At 70.8% G+C, this 18654-nt stretch carries 11 protein-coding genes and 1 pseudogene; 5 read left to right on the top strand and 7 right to left on the bottom strand.

Annotation, left to right across the window (positions count from 1 at the left end):
• Nucleotides 1-12: 12 nt before the first annotated feature.
• Both murJ and CGZ93_RS18700 read right to left on the bottom strand, forming a co-directional pair.
• A complete protein-coding gene (gene murJ / locus CGZ93_RS02085) occupies nucleotides 13-3615 on the bottom strand; it encodes a murein biosynthesis integral membrane protein MurJ (protein WP_094362463.1) in 3603 nt (1200 codons plus the stop codon).
• Nucleotides 3599-5728 (bottom strand): DUF6049 family protein, encoded by a 2130-nt coding sequence (locus CGZ93_RS18700; RefSeq protein WP_176451597.1) that lies wholly within the window; start codon nucleotides 5726-5728, stop codon nucleotides 3599-3601. The genes murJ and CGZ93_RS18700 overlap by 17 nt, the downstream gene beginning before the upstream one ends.
• Nucleotides 5729-5988: 260 nt before the next feature.
• Between CGZ93_RS18700 and CGZ93_RS02075 the strand changes: the two genes are divergently transcribed.
• Nucleotides 5989-7491, top strand: coding sequence for a CCA tRNA nucleotidyltransferase (locus tag CGZ93_RS02075; protein WP_267489707.1), 1503 nt, complete (start codon nucleotides 5989-5991; stop codon nucleotides 7489-7491).
• Between the two features lie 94 nt (nucleotides 7492-7585).
• Nucleotides 7586-8260 (top strand): YbjQ family protein, encoded by a 675-nt coding sequence (locus CGZ93_RS19230; RefSeq protein ID WP_229117135.1) that lies wholly within the window; start codon nucleotides 7586-7588, stop codon nucleotides 8258-8260.
• 4 nt (nucleotides 8261-8264) lie between these two features.
• On the opposite strand, the gene CGZ93_RS02065 is transcribed toward CGZ93_RS19230, so the two are convergent.
• Together CGZ93_RS02065 and CGZ93_RS02060 are read right to left on the bottom strand one after the other, a co-directional pair.
• Nucleotides 8265-8576, bottom strand: coding sequence for a hypothetical protein (locus CGZ93_RS02065; protein ID WP_094362460.1), 312 nt, complete (start codon nucleotides 8574-8576; stop codon nucleotides 8265-8267).
• Nucleotides 8577-8847: 271 nt separating this feature from the next.
• Nucleotides 8848-10209 carry an MFS transporter gene (locus tag CGZ93_RS02060; RefSeq protein WP_141211035.1) on the bottom strand — a complete coding sequence of 454 codons (1362 nt, stop codon included), beginning with the start codon at nucleotides 10207-10209 and terminating at the stop codon, nucleotides 8848-8850.
• A gap of 127 nt (nucleotides 10210-10336) precedes the next feature.
• Between CGZ93_RS02060 and CGZ93_RS02055 the strand changes: the two genes are divergently transcribed.
• The gene (locus tag CGZ93_RS02055) at nucleotides 10337-11278 is read left to right on the top strand and encodes a lactonase family protein (RefSeq protein WP_094362458.1); all 942 of its coding nucleotides are present in this window, start codon (nucleotides 10337-10339) and stop codon (nucleotides 11276-11278) included.
• A 40-nt stretch (nucleotides 11279-11318) separates the two neighbouring features.
• Here CGZ93_RS02055 and CGZ93_RS18695 read toward each other — a convergent pair whose 3' ends face one another.
• A complete protein-coding gene (locus CGZ93_RS18695) occupies nucleotides 11319-11705 on the bottom strand; it encodes a hypothetical protein (protein ID WP_176451596.1) in 387 nt (128 codons plus the stop codon).
• Nucleotides 11706-11923: 218 nt separating this feature from the next.
• Between CGZ93_RS18695 and istA the strand changes: the two are divergent.
• A pseudogene (gene istA, locus CGZ93_RS02045) lies at nucleotides 11924-13590 on the top strand (IS21 family transposase).
• A complete protein-coding gene (istB, locus tag CGZ93_RS02040) occupies nucleotides 13562-14326 on the top strand; it encodes an IS21-like element helper ATPase IstB (protein WP_324252428.1) in 765 nt (254 codons plus the stop codon). The pseudogene istA and the gene istB overlap by 29 nt, the downstream one beginning before the upstream one ends.
• Before the next feature lie 25 nt (nucleotides 14327-14351).
• Here the strand turns inward: istB and CGZ93_RS02035 are convergent, their stop codons facing one another.
• Together CGZ93_RS02035 and CGZ93_RS02030 are read right to left on the bottom strand one after the other, a co-directional pair.
• The gene (locus CGZ93_RS02035) at nucleotides 14352-16955 is read right to left on the bottom strand and encodes a copper-transporting P-type ATPase (RefSeq protein WP_229117134.1); all 2604 of its coding nucleotides are present in this window, start codon (nucleotides 16953-16955) and stop codon (nucleotides 14352-14354) included.
• A gap of 186 nt (nucleotides 16956-17141) precedes the next feature.
• Complete coding sequence (locus CGZ93_RS02030; protein WP_094362455.1) at nucleotides 17142-18626, bottom strand: multicopper oxidase family protein; 1485 nt, start codon at nucleotides 18624-18626, stop codon at nucleotides 17142-17144.
• Nucleotides 18627-18654 lie beyond the last annotated feature (28 nt).

Below are 18654 nucleotides of genomic sequence, written 5' to 3'. Positions count from 1 at the left end.
ACGCCGTCGCGCTCAGCCGAAGAACTTCGCCTCGGCGATCCCGCCGCGGAAGTTGGACCCGTCCGGCGGCAGCTCGGTCAGATAGACCAGCACGAACCGGCTGCGCACCGGCTGGGTCGGGGCCAGGGTGGCCTGAGTCGGGCTGCCGGGCGCCCGGGCCACCTGCCGCCACTGGTTCGCGTTGTCCGTCGGGGCCGTGCTGACCTGTTCGGGCCGGTCGGCCGGGATGCGCAGCTCCACCCCGGTCGGCGCCCCGGCCAGGACCAGCTCGGCGCGGGCGATGGGGCGTACCTCGCCGAGGTCGAACACGATCCCCAACCCGTCCTTGTCACCCATGTCGGCCTGGCGATAGTTCACCGTCCGCCAGGCGGTGTCCGGGTTGTTGTCGTACGCCTTCGGTACATCCGCGGGGTTCTCGGTCCGGTCATCACCCTGAGGGTCGAAGTCGGCCGCGCGCACGACCTGCCACTGGGTCGGGGTCGGCGGCGGCGCACTCGGCGTACCCGTCGCGCCCGGACCGCTCGGCGCCTGCCGCAACGCCACCGCGATCAGGCTGCCGATCAGCACCAGCAGCACCAGCCCGATCAGCCAGCCCAGCCAGCGCCGGTTCTCCTGCCGCCGCGGGGCCGCCACCGGCGGCTGCGGCACGGCGCGGGCCACGGTCGGCTCGTTGTCGTCGGGCGTCTGCGGGGTGATCGGCAGGTACGCCCCGGTGGGCGCGTCCGGATCGGTGAGCGGACCGGTCGCGGCGCCGGTGTCGGCGCGCAGCATCGCCGCGGTGTCCAACTCGGCGAAGGCCGAGCTCGGCGACTGCGCGATCGGCGGCTCGTCCTCGTCCACGTGCACCACCGGCACCGGATAGCGCAGCCGGCGTTCCAGGTCGTGGGCCGCATCGGCGGTACCGAGCACCCGGCTCAGCTCCTGCACCACCTCGCTCGCCGTCCGCAGCGGTACCTCCTTGTGTCGCGGCGAATCCGACAGGATCTGGTCGCAGATCCGGTCCAGGGCGGGTGACACCCCCGCCCGCACCTGCCGCGGGGTGAGGATGTGGCCCTCGGCGTCGATGGGTGCCGACGCCATCCCGTAGGCGTGCCCGCCCGGCCAGCGGGAGACCAGGGTGCAATAGAGCAGCCGGCCGAGATCCATCACGTCGACGGTCTCCGGCTCCTCATCGGCCGCGATCTTGTGGTGGCTGGGCTGCAGTTCCGCCTCGAGCAGGAAGCCGACGATCTTCACGTTTCCGGTGGCGGTGATGATCACCGTGTCGGGGGAGATGCGCTGGTGGAACAACCCCTGCACGTGCATCCCGCTCAGCGCGTCGGCGACCTCGCGGACCAGCCACGCCGCCTCCAGCGCGCTCAACGGCCCGGAGGCGAGCAGCACCTGCAGCGACTGGCCGGCGGCATACTCGCAGACGATGTAGGGACCGAGCTCGACCGCGCCGCCCGGGTCGTCCGGGTGCTCGGGGTCCGCCGACTGGAGGTGGTCCTCGTCGGTGGGGAAGGCGGCGTCGAGCACGCGCAGGAACCGCGAATCGGTGGCGACCGCGGCCTTGCGGGCGATCCCCATCAGGTCGTCGTTGTCCCCGTTCGGCGGCAGCAGGTGGATCAGCACCGGACGAGAGAGCACCTCGTCGATCGCCCGCCAGGTCTGCGTGCTGGCCCGCCGGATCAGCACCTCCTCGAGCCGGTACCGTCTGCCGAGCTGCTGTCCGGCCCGGGCTCGGATCGGATGCACCTCCTCGGCGGTGTCCTCGACATCCTCCTCGGCCAGGTCCGCCTGGTCCGCCAGGTTGTCGAGGAGCGGGTCCGGCGGCTCCTCCGCCTGGGCGGGATCGGCCGCATCGGACACCTGGGCGTGCACCGTAGCCCGCGCGGTCTCGGCGGCCCGGACGGTGGTCTGCTCAGCGGACTGGACGGCCTCGTTCTCGGGGGTGTCGGCGCCCACGTCGGCGGGGCGCTCGCCCTCCGCCTCGGGCGTACGCCGCCGCCGCAGCACCATCGACACCATCGAGGTGACCTCGGTGATCCGCAGCAGCTTCGCCAACCCCAGGAACAACCCCACCGCGACCACCCCGGCCACCGCCAACCCGAGCACCTGCTTCAGCAGCGACCCGTCCAGCCGATCGGTGATGTACCACGCCGCCACCGCCCCGGGGAGCACCGCCAGACCCACCCGGGCCAGGTGCCGCAGCACCGGCATCGGGGTGAGCTCGGGCAGCCGCTTCATCAACCGCTGATAGGTGACCGCGACCCCGATCAGGTAGGCCAGCGAATAGGACAGGGCGAGCGCGGGGGCGACCCATTCGTCGCGGTGCAGCGGCACCACCAGCAGCAGCGCCAGAGCGACGTTCAGCCCGGCGATCAGGCACTGCTGGACAAAGGTGGCGCGGGTGTCCTCGAGGGCATAGAACGCGCGCAGGCAGATGTACTGGACGGTGAACGGCACCAGCCCGATAGCGAACGCGATCAGCGTCCAGGCGACGAAGTCGGCGTCCTCGGCGCCCGACCCGTGGCCGAACAGCAGTCGGCTGATCGGATGCCCGAGCGCGATGAACGCGGCCGCGGCCGGCAGCAGCACCGTGGTGGTCAGCTTGACGGTCCGCCTCGTCTCCCGGGCCACCCCGCCGAGATCCCCGTCGGCCGCCAGCCGGGATGCGGACGGCAGCATGGCCGTTGCCAGCGACACGGTGATCAGCGAGTGCGGCAGCACGAAGATCAGATAGGCGTTGTTGTACGCCGTCGCGCCGGCACCCATCCCACCGGAGGTGGCGGAGGTGGCGAGCCGGGTGATCACCGCGAGCACGATCTGGTTGACCAGGACGAACCCGAGGGTCCACTTGGCGAGGTGGAAGGTGTGCCCCAGCCCGGTGCCCCTGAGGTCGAACCGGGGCCGATAGCGATAGCCGATCCGGCGCAGCGCCCACACCATCACCCCGGCCTGCAACACGATGCCGAGCAGGTGCCCGCCGCCGAGCAGCCACAGCTGGGGCGAGGAGAAGGCCAGCCGGTCCTGCGTACCCCAGATCCCCAGATAGACCCCCAGCACGGCGATCTGCACCACGTTGTTCGCGATCGGCGCCCACATCATCGGCCCGAACCGGTCGCGCGCGTTCAGCACCTGCCCGAGCAGATAGAAGGCGCCATAGAAGAAGATCTCCGGCAGGCAGAGATAGGTGAGCAGCAGCAGCGCCTGATACTGCTCCACCATGTCCGGCGCGCGCCACGAGTCGTCGGAATAGATCCGCGCCACCAGGGGCGCGGCCACCGTGACCAACGCCGTCACCGCCGCGACGATCAGCAAGAAGGCGGTCATGATCCGGTTGGTGTACGCCTCACCCCCGTCGGGGTCCTTCTTGGCGGCCCGCACCAGTTGGGGCACCAGGACGGTGTTCAGCGCGCCACCGGCGAACAGGATGTACAACCCGGTGGGCACCATCGTCGCCACGGCGTACACGTCGGCCTGACTGGTGCCGTTGCCGAGCACGAACGCCAGCAGCGCCACCCGGACGAACCCGAGCACCCGGGAGATCATCGTCCCGCCCGCCATCAGTGCCCCGGCCGAGACGAGTCGCCGGGTCGCCACCTGGTCGCTGCGTTCAGCGGTGTCGCTCACTCGGCACCTCCTCCTCGGGCAGGGGGTCGATCTCGATCACCTTCGGCGTCCGGTGCTCGGTCAACTCGTCGGGTTCGGGGGCCGGTTGGTCCCTGTGCGCAGCCTGCCGCTCCCGGCGTACCTGTCGGATGCGCAACGCCGTGGCCCCGAGCAGCACGATGCCGGAGGCGACCACGATGATCCAACCGACGAAGCCGAGGTTGGTCGCCTCGACGCTGAGCGCGGTCCGGCGGCCCAGCGGCGTCCCGTTCGGGGTGGTCAGCTGGGCGATCACCCGAACCGGGCCGTTTCCGGCGGCGCGGGGCTGGATGTTCACCGTCACCGACCGGTTCGGTTCGATGGTGATGTTGCGCTGCGGCGGGATGCTGAGCCGCTGCGGCTGGTCGGAGTCGAACTCCACGGTGACGTGCACGGCCTCGTTCAACCCGTTGACCAGGGTGATCGGGAAGGAGCCGCTCTGCCCCGACATGATCACCGATTTCTGCACGTTCAGGGTGATCGTGCTGCCCGTGAGCAGGGCGGAGGCCTGCCGCAGCTGCGGCCGGGTGAACGTCTCGAAACCGGCCTGGTCCCCACGCCACCAGCTGCTGGCGGCCCGGGCGACCGCGGCGTCGGCGCGCACGTTCATCGGCTCCGGGTCGACGACCAGGTCGGCGTACGCCGCGTAGGAGTTCTGCAGGTCGGTCAGCGCGGCCCCCTGCAACGGGCTGAGTTCGGCGGCGGCCGCCGACTGCGGGTACGCCAGCTCCCCCGACCACTCGGCCGGGCGTCCGTCCATCAGGGTGCGCAGGCTCTGCCGCTGCACCCAGGGGGCATCCGAGGCCAGGTCGGCGCTCGCCTGGGCGCCGGTGCTGATCACCCGCACATTCGGCGTACCCCGCTTGTTCAACGAATCCAGATAGCTCTCGGCGAGCAGTCGCTGGCGCAGGTGCACCCCGGTGGTGCGCGGATCCGGCCCCGGGCCGCCGTTGAACAGGTTCGGGTTGTAGCTGACCAGCGGGATCTGTCCGGGGCCCTTCAGCAGCGCCTGGCTGGTCTGCGCGTTGGAGGCCAGGATCGCGGACGCCCCGGTCTTCTCCCAGACCGGCAGGGTGTCCGGGGCCACCGTCCCGTCGCGGGACCAGGCGATCAGCGGCAGGTCCCGGACCCGGCTCGGCCGATCGGTGGCGGCCGCCGTACGCGCCAGCACCGCATCCATCCGCTGGTGCGCCAGCGCGGACAGATCGGGGGTGCCGTAGGGAAGTCGGAACCCCTCGAGCACGTTGAGCTGGGAATACTCGTCGAGCCAGCGGCGGGCCACCTGACTGCCGCCGCCCGGTGCGGTCCGGCCGTCGGACTGCTGGACCTGATAGCCCTCGGCGGACGCCATCGCGGTCACCTCGTCGAGCAGGGACGGGTCGACCAGATAGGACACGTTCTGCCGCCGGGCGGCGCGCAGCAGCAGGGTGAGCCGACCGCCGGCGGACAGCTCCTCGCTGAGGTGGTCGTCGGCGAACAGGCCGGGCGCGATCATCGCCGGCCGGCTGGACAGCAGCACCGCGGTCACCGTCGGGATCGGCGTCGGCTGGGCGCTGCTGCCCTCTCGCGGCAGCGGCACCAGCAGCCGGGCCCGGCCAATGGTCGCGTTGGCCTTGCGGCCGACCCGGCCCAGCACGTGCACCCCGATCAGGTACGCCCCCGCGGTGCGCGGCAGTTCCAGGTCGGCGACCCGCGCCTGCACCTGGAAGGGCACCGATTCGCCGGGGGCGATGGTCAGCCGCTGCTGGGTGGTCAGGTCCTGGTACGCCCCCACCTTGTCGAACACCCGCGACCCCCACGGTTGGGTCGGGCTGGAGGCCAGGGTGGAGGCGAACGCGCTGTTGTCGGTGATCGGCGACTGGTCCCGCCAGAAGATCGCCTGCACCCCGCTCAGCGGTTCGCCGGAGTTGTTGGTCGCCGTCCCGCGCAGGGTGATCGTGCCGTTGCGGTCCGGCAGGGCCGGCTCCATCCCCTCGATGGTGATCGCCACCGGCTGGGCCTCGTCGTCGGCACGCGCCGGCGTACCCAGCGGCGCCAGCAGCCCCGCCAAACCCAGCAGCAGCACCAGCACCAGCCTGATGGTGGCTGAGCCCACCCGCACGGTGGCTGAACCTGTCGAAGCCATCACCCCCCACGTGGCCGTGTCGAGGGGAACCGCACCCCGACCCCACGCCCTCCGAGCAGGTCGCGCAACGACCGCAGCGAGGGGAAGGGGCTCGGGCATCACCCGTTCATCGTAGAGGCGGCCGGAGTCCCACCCGGGAGGCGGCGACGGTCCCGGCCCCTCATCGGCGAGCCAACCGGGGCACCCGACAGTTAGAATCGTCCACCGTGCCAGCCAATGTGCAACCCGGTGTGCTGACCACCGCCCAGACCAACGCGCTCGCCGAGCTGCTCCGGATCGCCCCCGTGGCCGACCGCCTCGGCGAGCTGTTCGACGCGGCCGGACACGAGCTCTATCTGGTCGGCGGATCGGTCCGGGACGCGCTGATGGGCCGGCTTGGCAACGACCTCGACTTCACCACCTCCGCCCGCCCCGACGAGGTGGAGCGGCTGCTCCGCGAGTTCACCCGAGGGGTGAAGGGTGCCGCGGTCTGGGACATCGGCAAGGAGTTCGGCACCATCGGCGCCCGGGTGCCGGTGGCCGGCGATCCCGACGCCGAGCCATGGCTGGTCGAGGTGACCACCTTCCGCGCCGACGTCTATCGCGAGGACTCCCGCAAGCCGGAGGTCGCCTTCGGTGACACCATCGACGGCGACCTGGTCCGCCGCGACTTCACCGTCAACGCGATGGCGATCCAGTTGCCCGGGCGCACGTTCGTCGACCCGTATCAGGGCCTGGCCGACCTGGCCGCCGGAGTGCTGCGTACGCCGGCCACGGCCGAGCAGTCCTTCTCCGACGACCCGCTGCGGATGCTGCGCGCGGTCCGGTTCCTGTCCCAGCTGACCCGCCCGGACGGGGAGCACTTCGTGCCGGCCCCCGAGGTGATCACCGCGATGCTGGCGATGTCGGAGCGGATCAAGATCGTCTCCGCCGAGCGGGTCCGCGACGAGCTGGTCAAGCTGGTGCTGACCGACCGGCCGCGGGCCGGGCTGAATCTGCTGGTCGAGTCGGGGCTGGCCGAGCACGTGCTGCCCGAACTGCCCGCGCTGCGGCTGGAGGTGGACGAGCACCACCGGCACAAGGACGTCTATGAGCACTCGCTGACGGTGCTCAAGCAGTCGATCGACCTGGAGCGCGCCCGCGGGCACGCACCGGACCTGATCGGCCGACTTGCGGCGCTGCTGCACGACATCGGCAAGCCGGCCACCCGCCGGTTCACCGACGGTGGCAAGGTCACCTTCCACCACCACGACGTGGTGGGCGCCAAGCTGGTCAAGAAGCGGCTGCAGGCGCTGCGGTTCTCCGCCGATCAGATCAAGGCGATCGCCAAGCTGGTCGAGCTGCACCTGCGGTTCCACGGCTATGGTGACGGCCTGTTCGACGAGGCGAAGGGGTGGACCGATTCGGCGGTACGCCGCTACGTGCGCGATGCCGGAGACCAACTGGAGCGGCTGCACATCCTCACGCGGGCGGACTGCACGACCCGCAACCAGCGCAAGGCGAACCGGCTGCGCCGGGCGTACGACGATCTCGAGGAGCGGATCGCCGCGCTCGCCGAGCAGGAGGAGCTGGAGGCGATCCGGCCCGACCTGAACGGCCAGCAGATCATGGCGATCCTCGACCTGAAACCGTCGCGTGAGGTGGGCCAGGCGTACCAGTTCCTGCTCGACCAGCGGATGGAGCACGGCCCGCTCGGCGAGGAGCGCGCCACCGAGCTGCTCCGGCAGTGGTGGGCCGAGCGAAGCGCCGACTAGCGGAACAGACCCGGGTCGAGGAACTGGTCGGCGGTGTTGTCCAAGAACCTGATCGGAGTGCCCGGCGACCCCGGGCGTGGGAATACTGTCACCCATGATCATCGTGACCAGCAACGGGATCCCGGGGTATCGCATCGAGGCCGTCCTCGGTGAGGTGATGGGGATGACGGTACGCAGCGCCCACATAGGCTCGAACATCACCGCGAGCTTCCGTTCGCTCGGTGGCGGCGAAATGCCGGAGTTCACCAAGATCGTCTACGAGAGCCGCAACGAGGTGATGAACCGGATGTGGCAGGAGTGCGTGCAGCGCGGCGGCAACGCGATCGTGGCGATGCGGTTCGACACCGGGTCGATCTCCCAGACGTTCACCGAGGTGTGCGCCTACGGCACCGCCGTGGTCGCGGTTCCGTTGGGCGAGGGCGAGCCGGGGGCCACCCCGCAGTCGATCGCCCGGGCCGCCGCCGCCCAGCCCGGTCCGGGCAACTGGCCGCGGATGGAGCACCAGGCCGAGCCGGGAGAGGGCAGCCGGCCGCAGGCCGAGTCGCAGCACCGCCCGCAGGGCGACCCCGAGTCGGATCAGCGTCGCCCGCAGGCCTCACCGCCCGGGTATTCTCCGCAGCAGCACCAGGCCGATCAGCAGCGACGGCAGGAGCAGCGGCCGCAGGCGACGCAGCAGGGTCAGGGGCAGCAGGGCCAGCAGGGTCAGCGGCCGCAGACCCCGGAGCAGCAGCGCCCCGGCTCCGAGGACTCCTGGCTCGACCTCAACTAGGAGTTCAGGCGGCCATCGGCCGGGTCGGGTGCTCGATGAGGATCCGGTCGATCCCATAGTCATTGAGTACGCCCTCGACCCGGCTCGTGCAGGCCTGGTGCGGGAGTCGCCAGTGGATCGGGGAGTCGGCGACCGCGAGCTGCAGCATCGCCGCCCCCAGGAAGTCGTCTGCGGTGTAGCGGCAGCAGCTGCGCACCTCGAACACCAGGTGGTCGGCGACACGTGCGTCGAAGCGGCAGGTCAGCCCGCTGGTCGGTTCGGTGATCACCACGCCGGCGGGGCGGGTGGGATGTTCGGTGACTAGGTGGAGTGTCATCGTCGGCCCCTTTCGTGAGGATTCTCCGGACCGACGGTCAGGGTCGGCTCGGGGTTCCCCCTCAGAGGGTGGCGAGGACCGCCAGGTGGGCCTCGGCCGGTTCGATCGAGAAGTTCTCCAGGCCGGGGCTGAGCACCTGACAGATGGCAGCAGGTCCGGCATCCGTCCGCGCCAGGCCTCGATCACCTCGCGTGACGCCTCGACCACTTCCGGCAGGAGTTCTTCCACTGTTTCCTCGCTCACAGGGCGGGCGTCGGGGTCACGTTCGGGGTCAGCCGGCCCGGGACGCTCCGGAGGATGCTTCCTCGAACGCGGTACCACGGTCGAAGGTGGGGGAGCCCATCTTGTGCGTACGCAGCCAGAAGGCGACCCCGGTCAGTGCGAGCAGTACGCCGAGGGCGACGAACCCGATCAGCGTGTGCCCGTCGGCGGGCAGCAGCAGCGCGGTCAGGCAGGCGGCGAGCACGAAGCAGGCGTTGAAGATCATGTCATAGAGGGTGAACACTCGCCCCTTGAAGTCGTCATCGACGTGCGCCTGCACCAGCGTGTCCACGCAGATCTTGAGCGACTGCGAGCAGATCCCGAGTCCGAACCCGGCCGCGACCAGCGTCCACAGGGTGAAGATCGACCCGGGCAGCACCTGCAGCACCCCGGCCGCGACCAGCACCACGACGATGCTGCGGCGTACGCCGACCCGCCGGGCCAGCGGGGGGACCAGGGCGGCCGAGGCGATGAACCCGGCCCCGGTCGCGCCCGCCCACATTCCGATGTCGGCCATCGCCGCGTCCACCTCCTCGACCCGGTGGAACCAGTTGCGGAACAGCAGGATCGTGGCGACCTGGGTCATCCCATAGAGCACCCGTTGTACGCCGATGGTGACCAGCCCGATCCCGGCCGGGCGGCGCTCGCGCAGGTGCCCGACGGCGTGTACCAGCCCCTGCAGCACCTCGCGGGTCGGCGTGGTCTGTGCCTCGGCCGAGTCGAGGTCGGGGCCGAGCGCTCGCCGCGGGATGCGCAGGGCGAGCACGACCGTCAGCGCGAAGCCGGCGGCCGCGGTGGTGAACACCAGCGCGTCGGCCTGATAGCTCTCCAGCACCGCACCGGTGCCGAAGCGGATCCCGAACGCCACCGCGGCGCCGACCAGCACCCCGGCCGGGCCGATCGTCGGCATCACCGAGGAGGCGATCAGATATTCGTCCTCGTCCACGGTGTGCTGCAACGCCGCCGACAACCCGGCGAGCAGATAGCGGTTCAGGCTCATCGCCACCAGCACGCCGGCATAGAACAGCCACATCGTCCAGTGCTCGCGCAGCTCCGGGTTCAGCACCAGCACCCCGAGCAGCAGCGCGATCCCGACCCGGATCACATCGGTCACCACCGCAACCTGGCGGCGGTTCCAGCGGTCCAGGGTCAGCGACACGAACGGGCCGATGATCGAGAACGGCAGCAGGGTGATCGCCAGCACCAGCGCGATCGAGGCGGCGTCGGGCTGCTGCTGCGGGGAGAACAGCACGTACGCCGCCATCCCGATCTGCAGCGTCCCGTCCGAGGCCTGGGTGGCGATCCGCACCGCGACCAGACGGCGGAACAACGGGTGCCGCCAGAGACGGCGCAGGCCGCGTACGAATTCCACCCGCACAGGCTAGTCGACCCCCACCCCCAACCCGCTCACGCTTATCGCTTCGTGCTCACGCGTCCCCAACTGGGGGAGCGTGAAGGGAGGCGATAAGCGTGAGCGGATCGGTGGTTAGGGTGCCGGGGTGGAGCAGTTGCTGATCGTGTCCCAGGGTGACGGGCCGGAGCACGGCATCATCCAGTGCGAATGGCGCGACGACCGGGCGTACCCCATCAACCAGTGGCACCAGACCGGGATCGCCGGGCTCTCGCGCGGCGCCGGCGAGATCGTGCACGCGCTGCGCTGGACCGCCGAGGACCAGCCCGACGAGGTGGTCTCGCTGCGCGTCGACCCCGACGGCTTCGTCGAGCTGGGTCGCGCCCCGAGCGGCGGGGGTACGCCGTGCGCGGCGGCTCTGCCCGAGGGGGCGCGGGACGTGCTGGCCGTCGCCAACTATTCCGGCGCCTCGGTGGGGCTGGTCGAGCTGACCGACGCTGCGGCGACGCGGCTGCGCGGCACCTGGCCGCTGGACGCCGTGCACCCGCACATGGTGCTGCCCACGGTCCACGGCAACGTGGTGCCCGACCTGGGTGCCGACGTGCTGCACCTGGTCGGCGCCGACGGGAGGGTCGAACGGATCGCCGTGCCGGCCGGGGTCGGCCCGCGGCACGCCGTGCCGATCGACCGCGACCGGGTCGCGGTGAGCGGTGAGCTGGGCGCGGCGCTGGCGGTGGTCGACCTGGCCGCGCGGCGGGTGGAGTCGGTGACGCCGAGCACCGCCACCGAGGAGGGGGCGTACGTCGGCGACCTGGTGCTGGTCGGCGACCTGGTGCTGGTCGCCAACCGCGGGCACGCGACGCTGGGGGTGATCCGGCTGGGGGAGCGGCCCGAGCTGGTCGGCGAGCTCGAGGTGCCCGGCCGCTGGCCGCAGCACCTGAAGCTGATCGGCGACCGGGTGCTGGTCGCCTGCCGCGACTCCGATGTGGTGCTCGCCCTCGACGTCACCGACCCGGGTCGGCCCACAGTGCTGCCCGAACCGGCGTACCGGCTGCCGAGTCCGGTCTGGCTGCACCTGCTGGCCGCCTGAGCGCGGCCCCGGGCCGCGGTCTCGTTTCAGTCGCGCCGCGTCACCAACTGTCGCCGCCGCCACCGCCCATGCCGCCACCGGAGTCGCCGCCGCCGAATGATCCGCCGCTGGACCAGCCACCGGAGTCGCCGCTGGACCAGCTGCTGCCGCTCGATCCGCCACCACCGTCGAACCAGCCGCCACCGCCCTCGCCGTCGTTGCTGGAGGAGCCCAGCTCGCTGATCGTCTCGGTGAACGAGTCCCACCCCTCGGACGCGGACTCGTGGGTACTCATCAGCGACTGGGTGCCGGAGAAACTGTCATAGCCGCCGTAGTGGTCGGGCTGATACATCGTGTGCACCATGTCCGCCATCACGAAGTCGCCGAACCGCACGTCGTCCAGCAGCCCGCGATGCTCCGGCACAAGGTCGGCGTGCTGCCCGATCACCTGCGACCACGTCTCCTCGACCCCGAAGATCAGCGCGTACGGCAGCAGCGGTTCGTACAGCTTGACCAGGTGGTTGTGACAGCTTGGTTCGGCCCCGTTGTGACGGCCTGATCTGGCCCCGCGTGCGACTTGCGGGGGTGTTGACGGTCTGAACTGGCCCCACCCCTTCACGCTGGTCCCCATCACTGGGAACCGGTCGCGAGGGCAAGGGAGCCAAGGTGGGGTCACGAGTGCAGCTGTACGCCGACATCCGCCACGACGCGCGAGTCGCTGGCCTGTCCATCCGCGAGCTCGCCCGCAAACACGGAGTCCACCGCCGCAGCGTCCGCCAGGCCCTCGCCGCGGCCGAACCCCCACCCCGCAAGAAGCCGGTCCGCACGGCACCGCGCCTGGACCCGTACAAGCCGGCCATCGACGAGATGCTCACCTATGAGCTGACCGCGCCCCGCAAGCAGCGTCACACCGCGACCAGGATCCTGGCCCGGCTACGCGACGAGCACGGCGCCACCGACCTGTCCTACTCCACGGTGCGGGACTACGTCCGGATCCGGCGGGCGCAGATCGACCTGGAGGCCGGCCGCCGGGTGGAGGCGATGGTGCCGCAGGACCACGCCCCCGGCGCCGAAGCGGAGGTCGACTTCGGCGAGGTCTACGTCATCCTCGACGGCGTCAAGACCAAGTGCCTCATGTTCGTCTACCGCCTGTCCCACTCCGGCAAGGCCATTCACCGCGTCTACCCGACAGGCGGGCAGGAGGTATTCCTCGAAGGCCACATCGAGGCCTTCCACGCCCTGGGCGGCATCCCGACCCGCCACATCCGCTACGACAACCTCACCTCCGCCGTGGTGCAGGTCATCCACGGCGGCGACCGGCTCCGCGAGGAGAACGAACGCTGGGGACTGTTCCGCTGCCACTACGGCTTCGACGCGTTCTACTGCCAGCCCGGCATCGACGGCGCCCACGAGAAAGGCGGCGTCGAGGGCGAGGTCGGATGGTTCCGCAGAAACCACCTCGCCCCCATGCCCGAGGTCGCCACCCTGGACGAACTCAACGACAAGATCCGCGCCTGGGAAGTCGACGACAACACCCGCCGCATCACCGGCCACGCCAACACGATCGGGCAGTACTACCACACCGAACTCCCACACCTGGCACCCCTACCAGCAGACGACTTCGACCCCGGCCTGATCCTCCACCCCCGCGTCGACCGCTCCGCCCTGATCACCGTCCGCATGGTCAAGTACTCCGTCCCCGCGCACCTGATCGGCCAACGTGTCCGCGTGTCCCTTCGGGCCTCGTGCGTGGTCGTGTTCGAGGCCGCAGCGTCGTCGCCACCCACCCCCGCCTCGGCACCCGTGGCGTGACCCGGGTCGAGCTGGACCACTACCTCGAAGTCCTACGGCACAAGCCCGGCGCGTTCCCCGGCTCCACAGCCTTCGCCCAGGCCCGCGCCGCCGGAGCATTCACCGCGGCCCATGACGCGTTCTGGGCCGCCGCCCGCAAGACCAACGGCGATGTCGCCGGCACCCAAGCGTTGATCGACGTGCTCTTGCTCCACCGATCCCTCCCAACCGATGTCGTGATCGCCGGCATCACCTCAGCCCTGTCGGTCGGTGCGATCAGCCCCGATGTCGTCGCCGTCGAAGCCCGCCGCCACGCCACCACCCACACACCCGCCCCAGCTGCCCCCACCAGGGGCGGGATGGTCGTGAACCTGCCACCCCGACGCCTCACCGACCCGCACCAGGTCATCGCGCACCTGCCCGAGGACACCCGACCTCTGCCCACCGTCACCGCCTACGACGAGCTCCTGCGCCGTCGCCAACCCGACCCCACCCCGGCCCCCGCCGAGGCTCATCACCACACCCCGACAGGAACCCCATGACCACCACCAGCACCAGCCGTCCCGCGAGCCTACGATCCGCGCCGTGGTCAATGACGCCGTCACGGCCGCCACCAAGGAACAACTCACCTACCAAGGCTTCCTCGCCGAACTCCTGCTCACTGAGGTCGACGACCGCGACCGCCGCTCCACCCTGCGCCGCATCAAGAGCGCCGGATTCCCCCGCGAGAAATGGCTCGCCGACTTCGACTTTGAGGCGAACCCCAACATCAACCCCGCCACCATCAACGAGCTCGCCACCGGCGACTGGATCCGCCGCGGCGACCCCCTGTGCCTGATCGGGGACTCCGGCACCGGAAAATCCCACCTGCTCATCGCACTCGGCACCGCCGCCGCCGAACAGGGCTACCGCGTCCGCTACACCCTCGCCACCCGGCTCGTGAACGAACTCGTCGAAGCCGCCGACGAGAAACAACTCACCAAGACCATCAACCGCTACGGCCGCGTCGACCTCCTCGTCATCGACGAACTCGGCTACATGGAACTCGACCGACGAGGCGCCGAACTGCTGTTCCAGGTCCTCACCGAACGCGAAGAGAAGAACGCCATCGCGATCGCGTCCAACCAGTCCTTCTCCGCCTGGACCGACACCTTCACCGACCCCCGCCTGTGCGCAGCAATCGTCGACCGCCTCACCTACAACGCCACCATCATCGAAACCGGCACCAACTCCTACCGCCTCGCCCACACCCGAGCCCGGGCATCTGTGATGGGGTGAACAACGACCGGCTGGGCTCTTGGGGTCAGCGGCGGCGACGAAGCCGCAAGGAGTTGGTGATCACGCTGACCGAGCTGAGGGCCATGGCGGCGGCCGCGATGACGGGCGACAGCAGCCAGCCGAAGGCCGGGTAGAGGGCGCCAGCGGCCAGTGGGATGCCGACCACGTTGTACACGAACGCGAAGACCAAGTTCTGGCGGATGTTGCGCATTGTGTCGACCGACAGGTCGCGGGCCTTGACCAGGGCGGCCAGGTCGCCGCCGAGCAGGGTCACGTCGGCGCTCTCGATGGCCACGTCGGTGCCGGTGCCCATGGCCACGCCCACGTCGGCTGCGGCGAGGGCGGGGGCGTCGTTGACGCCGTCGCCGGCCATGGCGACGGTGTGGCCCTGGGCCTGCAGGGCCTGCACGTGGCCGTGCTTCTGGTCGGGCAGGACGTCGGCGACGACTTGGTCGATGTGCAGCTCGTCGGCGATGGCCCGGGCGGTGGTGGCATTGTCGCCGGTGAGCATGACGACCTTCATCCCGCGCCGACGCAGGTCCTCGATCGCGCCGGCGGTGGTCGCCTTGAGCGGGTCGGCGATGGCCATCACGCTGGCGGGCCGGCCGTCGACGGCCACGACGATCGCGGTCGCACCACGACGACGGTAGGCCTCCACCACGGCGTCCAGGGCATGGGTGTCGACCTGCTGGCTGCCCAAGAAGGCGGGGCTGCCGACGAGCACGTGCTGGCCGTCGACGGTGGCGCTGACACCGCCACCCGGGTGGGCGGCGAAGTCGCTGGCTGCCGGCACCGTGCGTCCCGTCTGGCGGGCAGCATCGACCACGGCCCTGGCGAGCGGGTGTTCGGAGCCGGCCTCCACAGCCGCGGCGAGCAGCAGCACCTGCGCGTCGTCACGTCCGTCGACGCCCTGCTGGTCGACCAGGCTGGGGCGGCCCTGGGTGAGGGTGCCGGTCTTGTCGACGACGAGGGTGTCGACCTTCTGCAGCCGTTCGAGGGCCTCGGCGTTCTTGACCAGCACTCCCTCGCTGGCGCCGCGCCCCATCCCGACCATGATCGACATCGGCGTGGCCAGGCCCAGCGCGCACGGGCAGGCGATGATCAGCACGCTGACGGCGGCCACGATCGCGAACGGAAGCCGCGGCTGCGGCCCGATCGCCAGCCACAACCCGAAAGTGGCCAGGGCGACGGCGATCACGACCGGCACGAACACCGCCGAGATCTTGTCGACCAGTCCCTGGATCGGGGCACGGGACCGCTGCGCTTGAGAGACCAGGTCGACGATCCGGGCTAGGGTCGAGTCGGCGCCCATGCCAGTGGCCTTCACCACCAGGCTGCCGCCCTGGGTGATCGTGCCGCCGATGACCCGGTCACCGGGGCTCTTGTCGACCGGAACCGGCTCGCCGGTGATCATCGACTCGTCCACATACGCGTGACCATCGACCACGGTGCCGTCGGCCGGCACCTTCTCGCCCGGCCGCACCCGGCACCGATCGCCCAGCTGCAGCTCGGCGGCCGGCACGTCGGTCTCGGTGCCGTCGGCCCCCATGCGGTGCGCGGTGGCCGGTGACAGGTCGAGCAGCGCGCGGATCGCACCGGAGGTCTGGTCGCGGGCCCGCAGCTCGAGGACCTGGCCGAGCAGCACCAGGGTGATGATGACTGCCGCGGCCTCGAAGTAGGTGCCGACCCGGCCGTCCATCGCCCGCATCCCGGACGGGAACAGCCCCGGCGCCAGCACCGCGACCACGCTGTACAGCCACGCGGCACCGACACCCAACGACACCAGGGTGAACATGTTCAGGTGACGGCTGACCACCGACTTCGCGCCGCGCACGAAGAACGGCCACCCAGCCCACCACACCACCGGCGTCGACAGGGCCAGCTCGAGCCATGGCGCGACGCTGCCGGGCAGCGCACGACCCAGCACCATGGGAACCATCACCATCGCCACCAGCGGCACGCTCAGCACCGCCGCCACCCGGAACCGGCGACGCATGTCGACGAGCTCCTGGTTCGGGCCGTCGTCGAGCCCGGCCGAGACCGGCTCCAGCGCCATGCCACAGATCGGGCAGTCACCGGGGCCGTCGCTGCGGACCTCGGGGTGCATCGGGCAGGTCCAGTCCCCTGCAGCGACCGCAGCGGCCACCACCGCCGGCTCGTCGGTGGGGTGCTGGTGGTCGGTCGGGTGCTGGTGGTCGTGGTGCTGGTGGTCGTGGTGCTGGGCGGCCGGCGCATCCCCGCCGTCGGCGGGTTGCAGGAACATCCCGCACTTGGGGCAGCGCCCCGGGTGGTCACTGGTCACCTCGGGGTGCATCGGGCAGAGCCAGGTGTCCTCACCGACGGCGGCGGGTGCCGGGCTGCCGGCCCCGGCGAGGTCGTGGCCGTGCGCGTCGTGGCCGGCGTGCTGGTGGCCGTGTCCGTGCTGGTGGGTGGCGGGTGCAGCCCCGGCATCGACGAGGAACATGCCGCACTCGGGGCAGCGGCCAGGCTGGTCGCTGGTCACCTCGGGGTGCATGGGGCAGGTGTAGTGGGTGGTGCTGGTGGGGTCCTGGTCGGCCAAGGGGCCGGTCAGGGGCTGGCGGGCGGCCTCGCCGAAGGAGCGGGGGGTCTGGTCGGGGCTGGTGTACATGGCGTGTCCTTGTCTGCTCGGGGAAGGGGTTCTCCTTCCACTTCCACGGTGACGGGGCGAGGTCAATGCGCCCGCGAGCTTTGGTGAAAGTCTGGTCAAGACCTGCAGACGGTGATGGTGCGGCTGCCGCAGGGGGCAGCCGCACCAGCAGTGCAGGCGTGGGTGGCCGGCGTCGGCCGGGGCATGTCAGTAGCGCAGGGTCGTCATCATGCCGAGTTCTGCGTGGTAGATGTTGTGGCAGTGCAGCATCCAGGTGCCGGGGTTGTCGGCCTGCAGGTCGGCCTCGACGGTCTCCATCGGGCGGATTAGGACGGTGTCCTTGCGCAGCCCGTCGCTGCCGGGCAGGGCCCAGGTGTGGCCGTGGATGTGCATGGGGTGGGCCATCATCGTCATGTTCGTCATCCGCAGCCGCACGCGCTGGCCGCGGCTGACCGCCAGTGGGGTGTCCTCGCCGAAGCGTTTGCCGTTGAGGCCCCACGCGTAGGGCTTCATCTGGCCGTTGAGTGCCACGTCGAGGGTGATGTCGGGCTTGCGGTCGGGCAGTCGTGCGCTGTCGGCGGGCTTGAGCTGGGTGGTCAGCAGGGCCTTGCCGTCGAGTTCTGCGTTGCGGGCGTCCGGGGTCGGGACGCTGCCGGAGCCGGTGCGCACGATCGCGCGGGCCGGGGTGCCCTTCTTGCCCTCGGGCGCGGCCTGCAGCACGAACACGCCGTCGCCCAGCGTGATGGTCGCATCCAGTCGTTCTCCCATCGCGAGGTAGACGGCGCTGGCCTCGGTGGGGGTCACGGGGAAACCGTCGGTGTGGGTGACGGTGAGTCGATGGCCCTGCAGGGCAAGCTTGAAGATGGTGTCGGAGGAGGCGTTGACGACGCGCAGTCGCACCTTCTGCCCGGGCTTGGCGGTCAGGGTTCGGGGTGCTGCGGGGACGCGGCCGTTGACGAGGTAGTGGGGGTAGGTGACGTCGCCGGCGTCGCCCAGGGGTGACATGCCGTGGTCCATGCCGCCCATGTCGTGGTTCATGCCGCTGGACACGGTGCCGTTCTGGGCCTTGAACGCGGCGAGGATGTCGTCGGGGGAGGTGCCGACGCCGTCGGTCCAGTCGTCGAGGGTGATGATCCACTCGTGGTCGTAGCGGCCGGGTTCGGCGGGGTCGTCGATGACCAGTGGCTGGTACAGGCCGCGGTCGATCTGTACCCCGGTGTGGGGGTGGAAGAAGTAGGTGCCGGGGTCGGGGGCGACGAACTGGTAGGTGAAGCTGCTGCCGGCCTCGATGGGTTGCTGGGTGACGCCGGGCACACCGTCGCTGGGCTGGCGCAGCGCGATGCCGTGCCAGTGGACGGAGGTGCTGGTGGGCAGCTTGTTGTCGACGCGCACCTGCAGCAGGTGACCGGCGCGGGCCCGCAGTACGGGAGCGTCGAGGGTCTCGTCGTAGGCCCAGGTCCTGGCCGTGACCCCGCCCAGGTCGAGGGTGACCGGCCGGGGCGTGAGGACGTGGTTGACGGTCTTCGTGCCGGGGGCTGCGACCAGCGGGGTCTGGCTGGGGATCGTCAACGGGGAGTTCGGCGCGGCGGGTGCTGCGGCCGGGGTGTTCTTGGCGCCGCAGGCGCTCAAGGCCCCTGCCGAGGCGAGGCCCAGACCGGTGAACAGGACGTGGCGGCGGGAAAGTGTGTTCATGTCCTCGAGCCTGTCGGGCCCGGATGAA

The organism is Enemella dayhoffiae (assembly GCF_002250625.1).
Taxonomy (GTDB): domain Bacteria; phylum Actinomycetota; class Actinomycetes; order Propionibacteriales; family Propionibacteriaceae; genus Enemella; species Enemella dayhoffiae.
Note: the sequence above shows the minus strand (reverse complement) of the source record. Positions and strands in the feature narration are given on the sequence as shown.

Excerpts from the sequence above, each read along its gene's own strand:
- CGZ93_RS19230 (WP_229117135.1), top strand. The coding sequence starts at position 7,586 with ATGATCATCGTGACCAGCAACGGGATCCCGGGGTATCGCATCGAGGCC.
- CGZ93_RS02065 (WP_094362460.1), bottom strand. The coding sequence starts at position 8,576 with ATGACACTCCACCTAGTCACCGAACATCCCACCCGCCCCGCCGGCGTG.
- CGZ93_RS02035 (WP_229117134.1), bottom strand. The coding sequence starts at position 16,955 with ATGTACACCAGCCCCGACCAGACCCCCCGCTCCTTCGGCGAGGCCGCC.
- CGZ93_RS02030 (WP_094362455.1), bottom strand. The coding sequence starts at position 18,626 with ATGAACACACTTTCCCGCCGCCACGTCCTGTTCACCGGTCTGGGCCTC.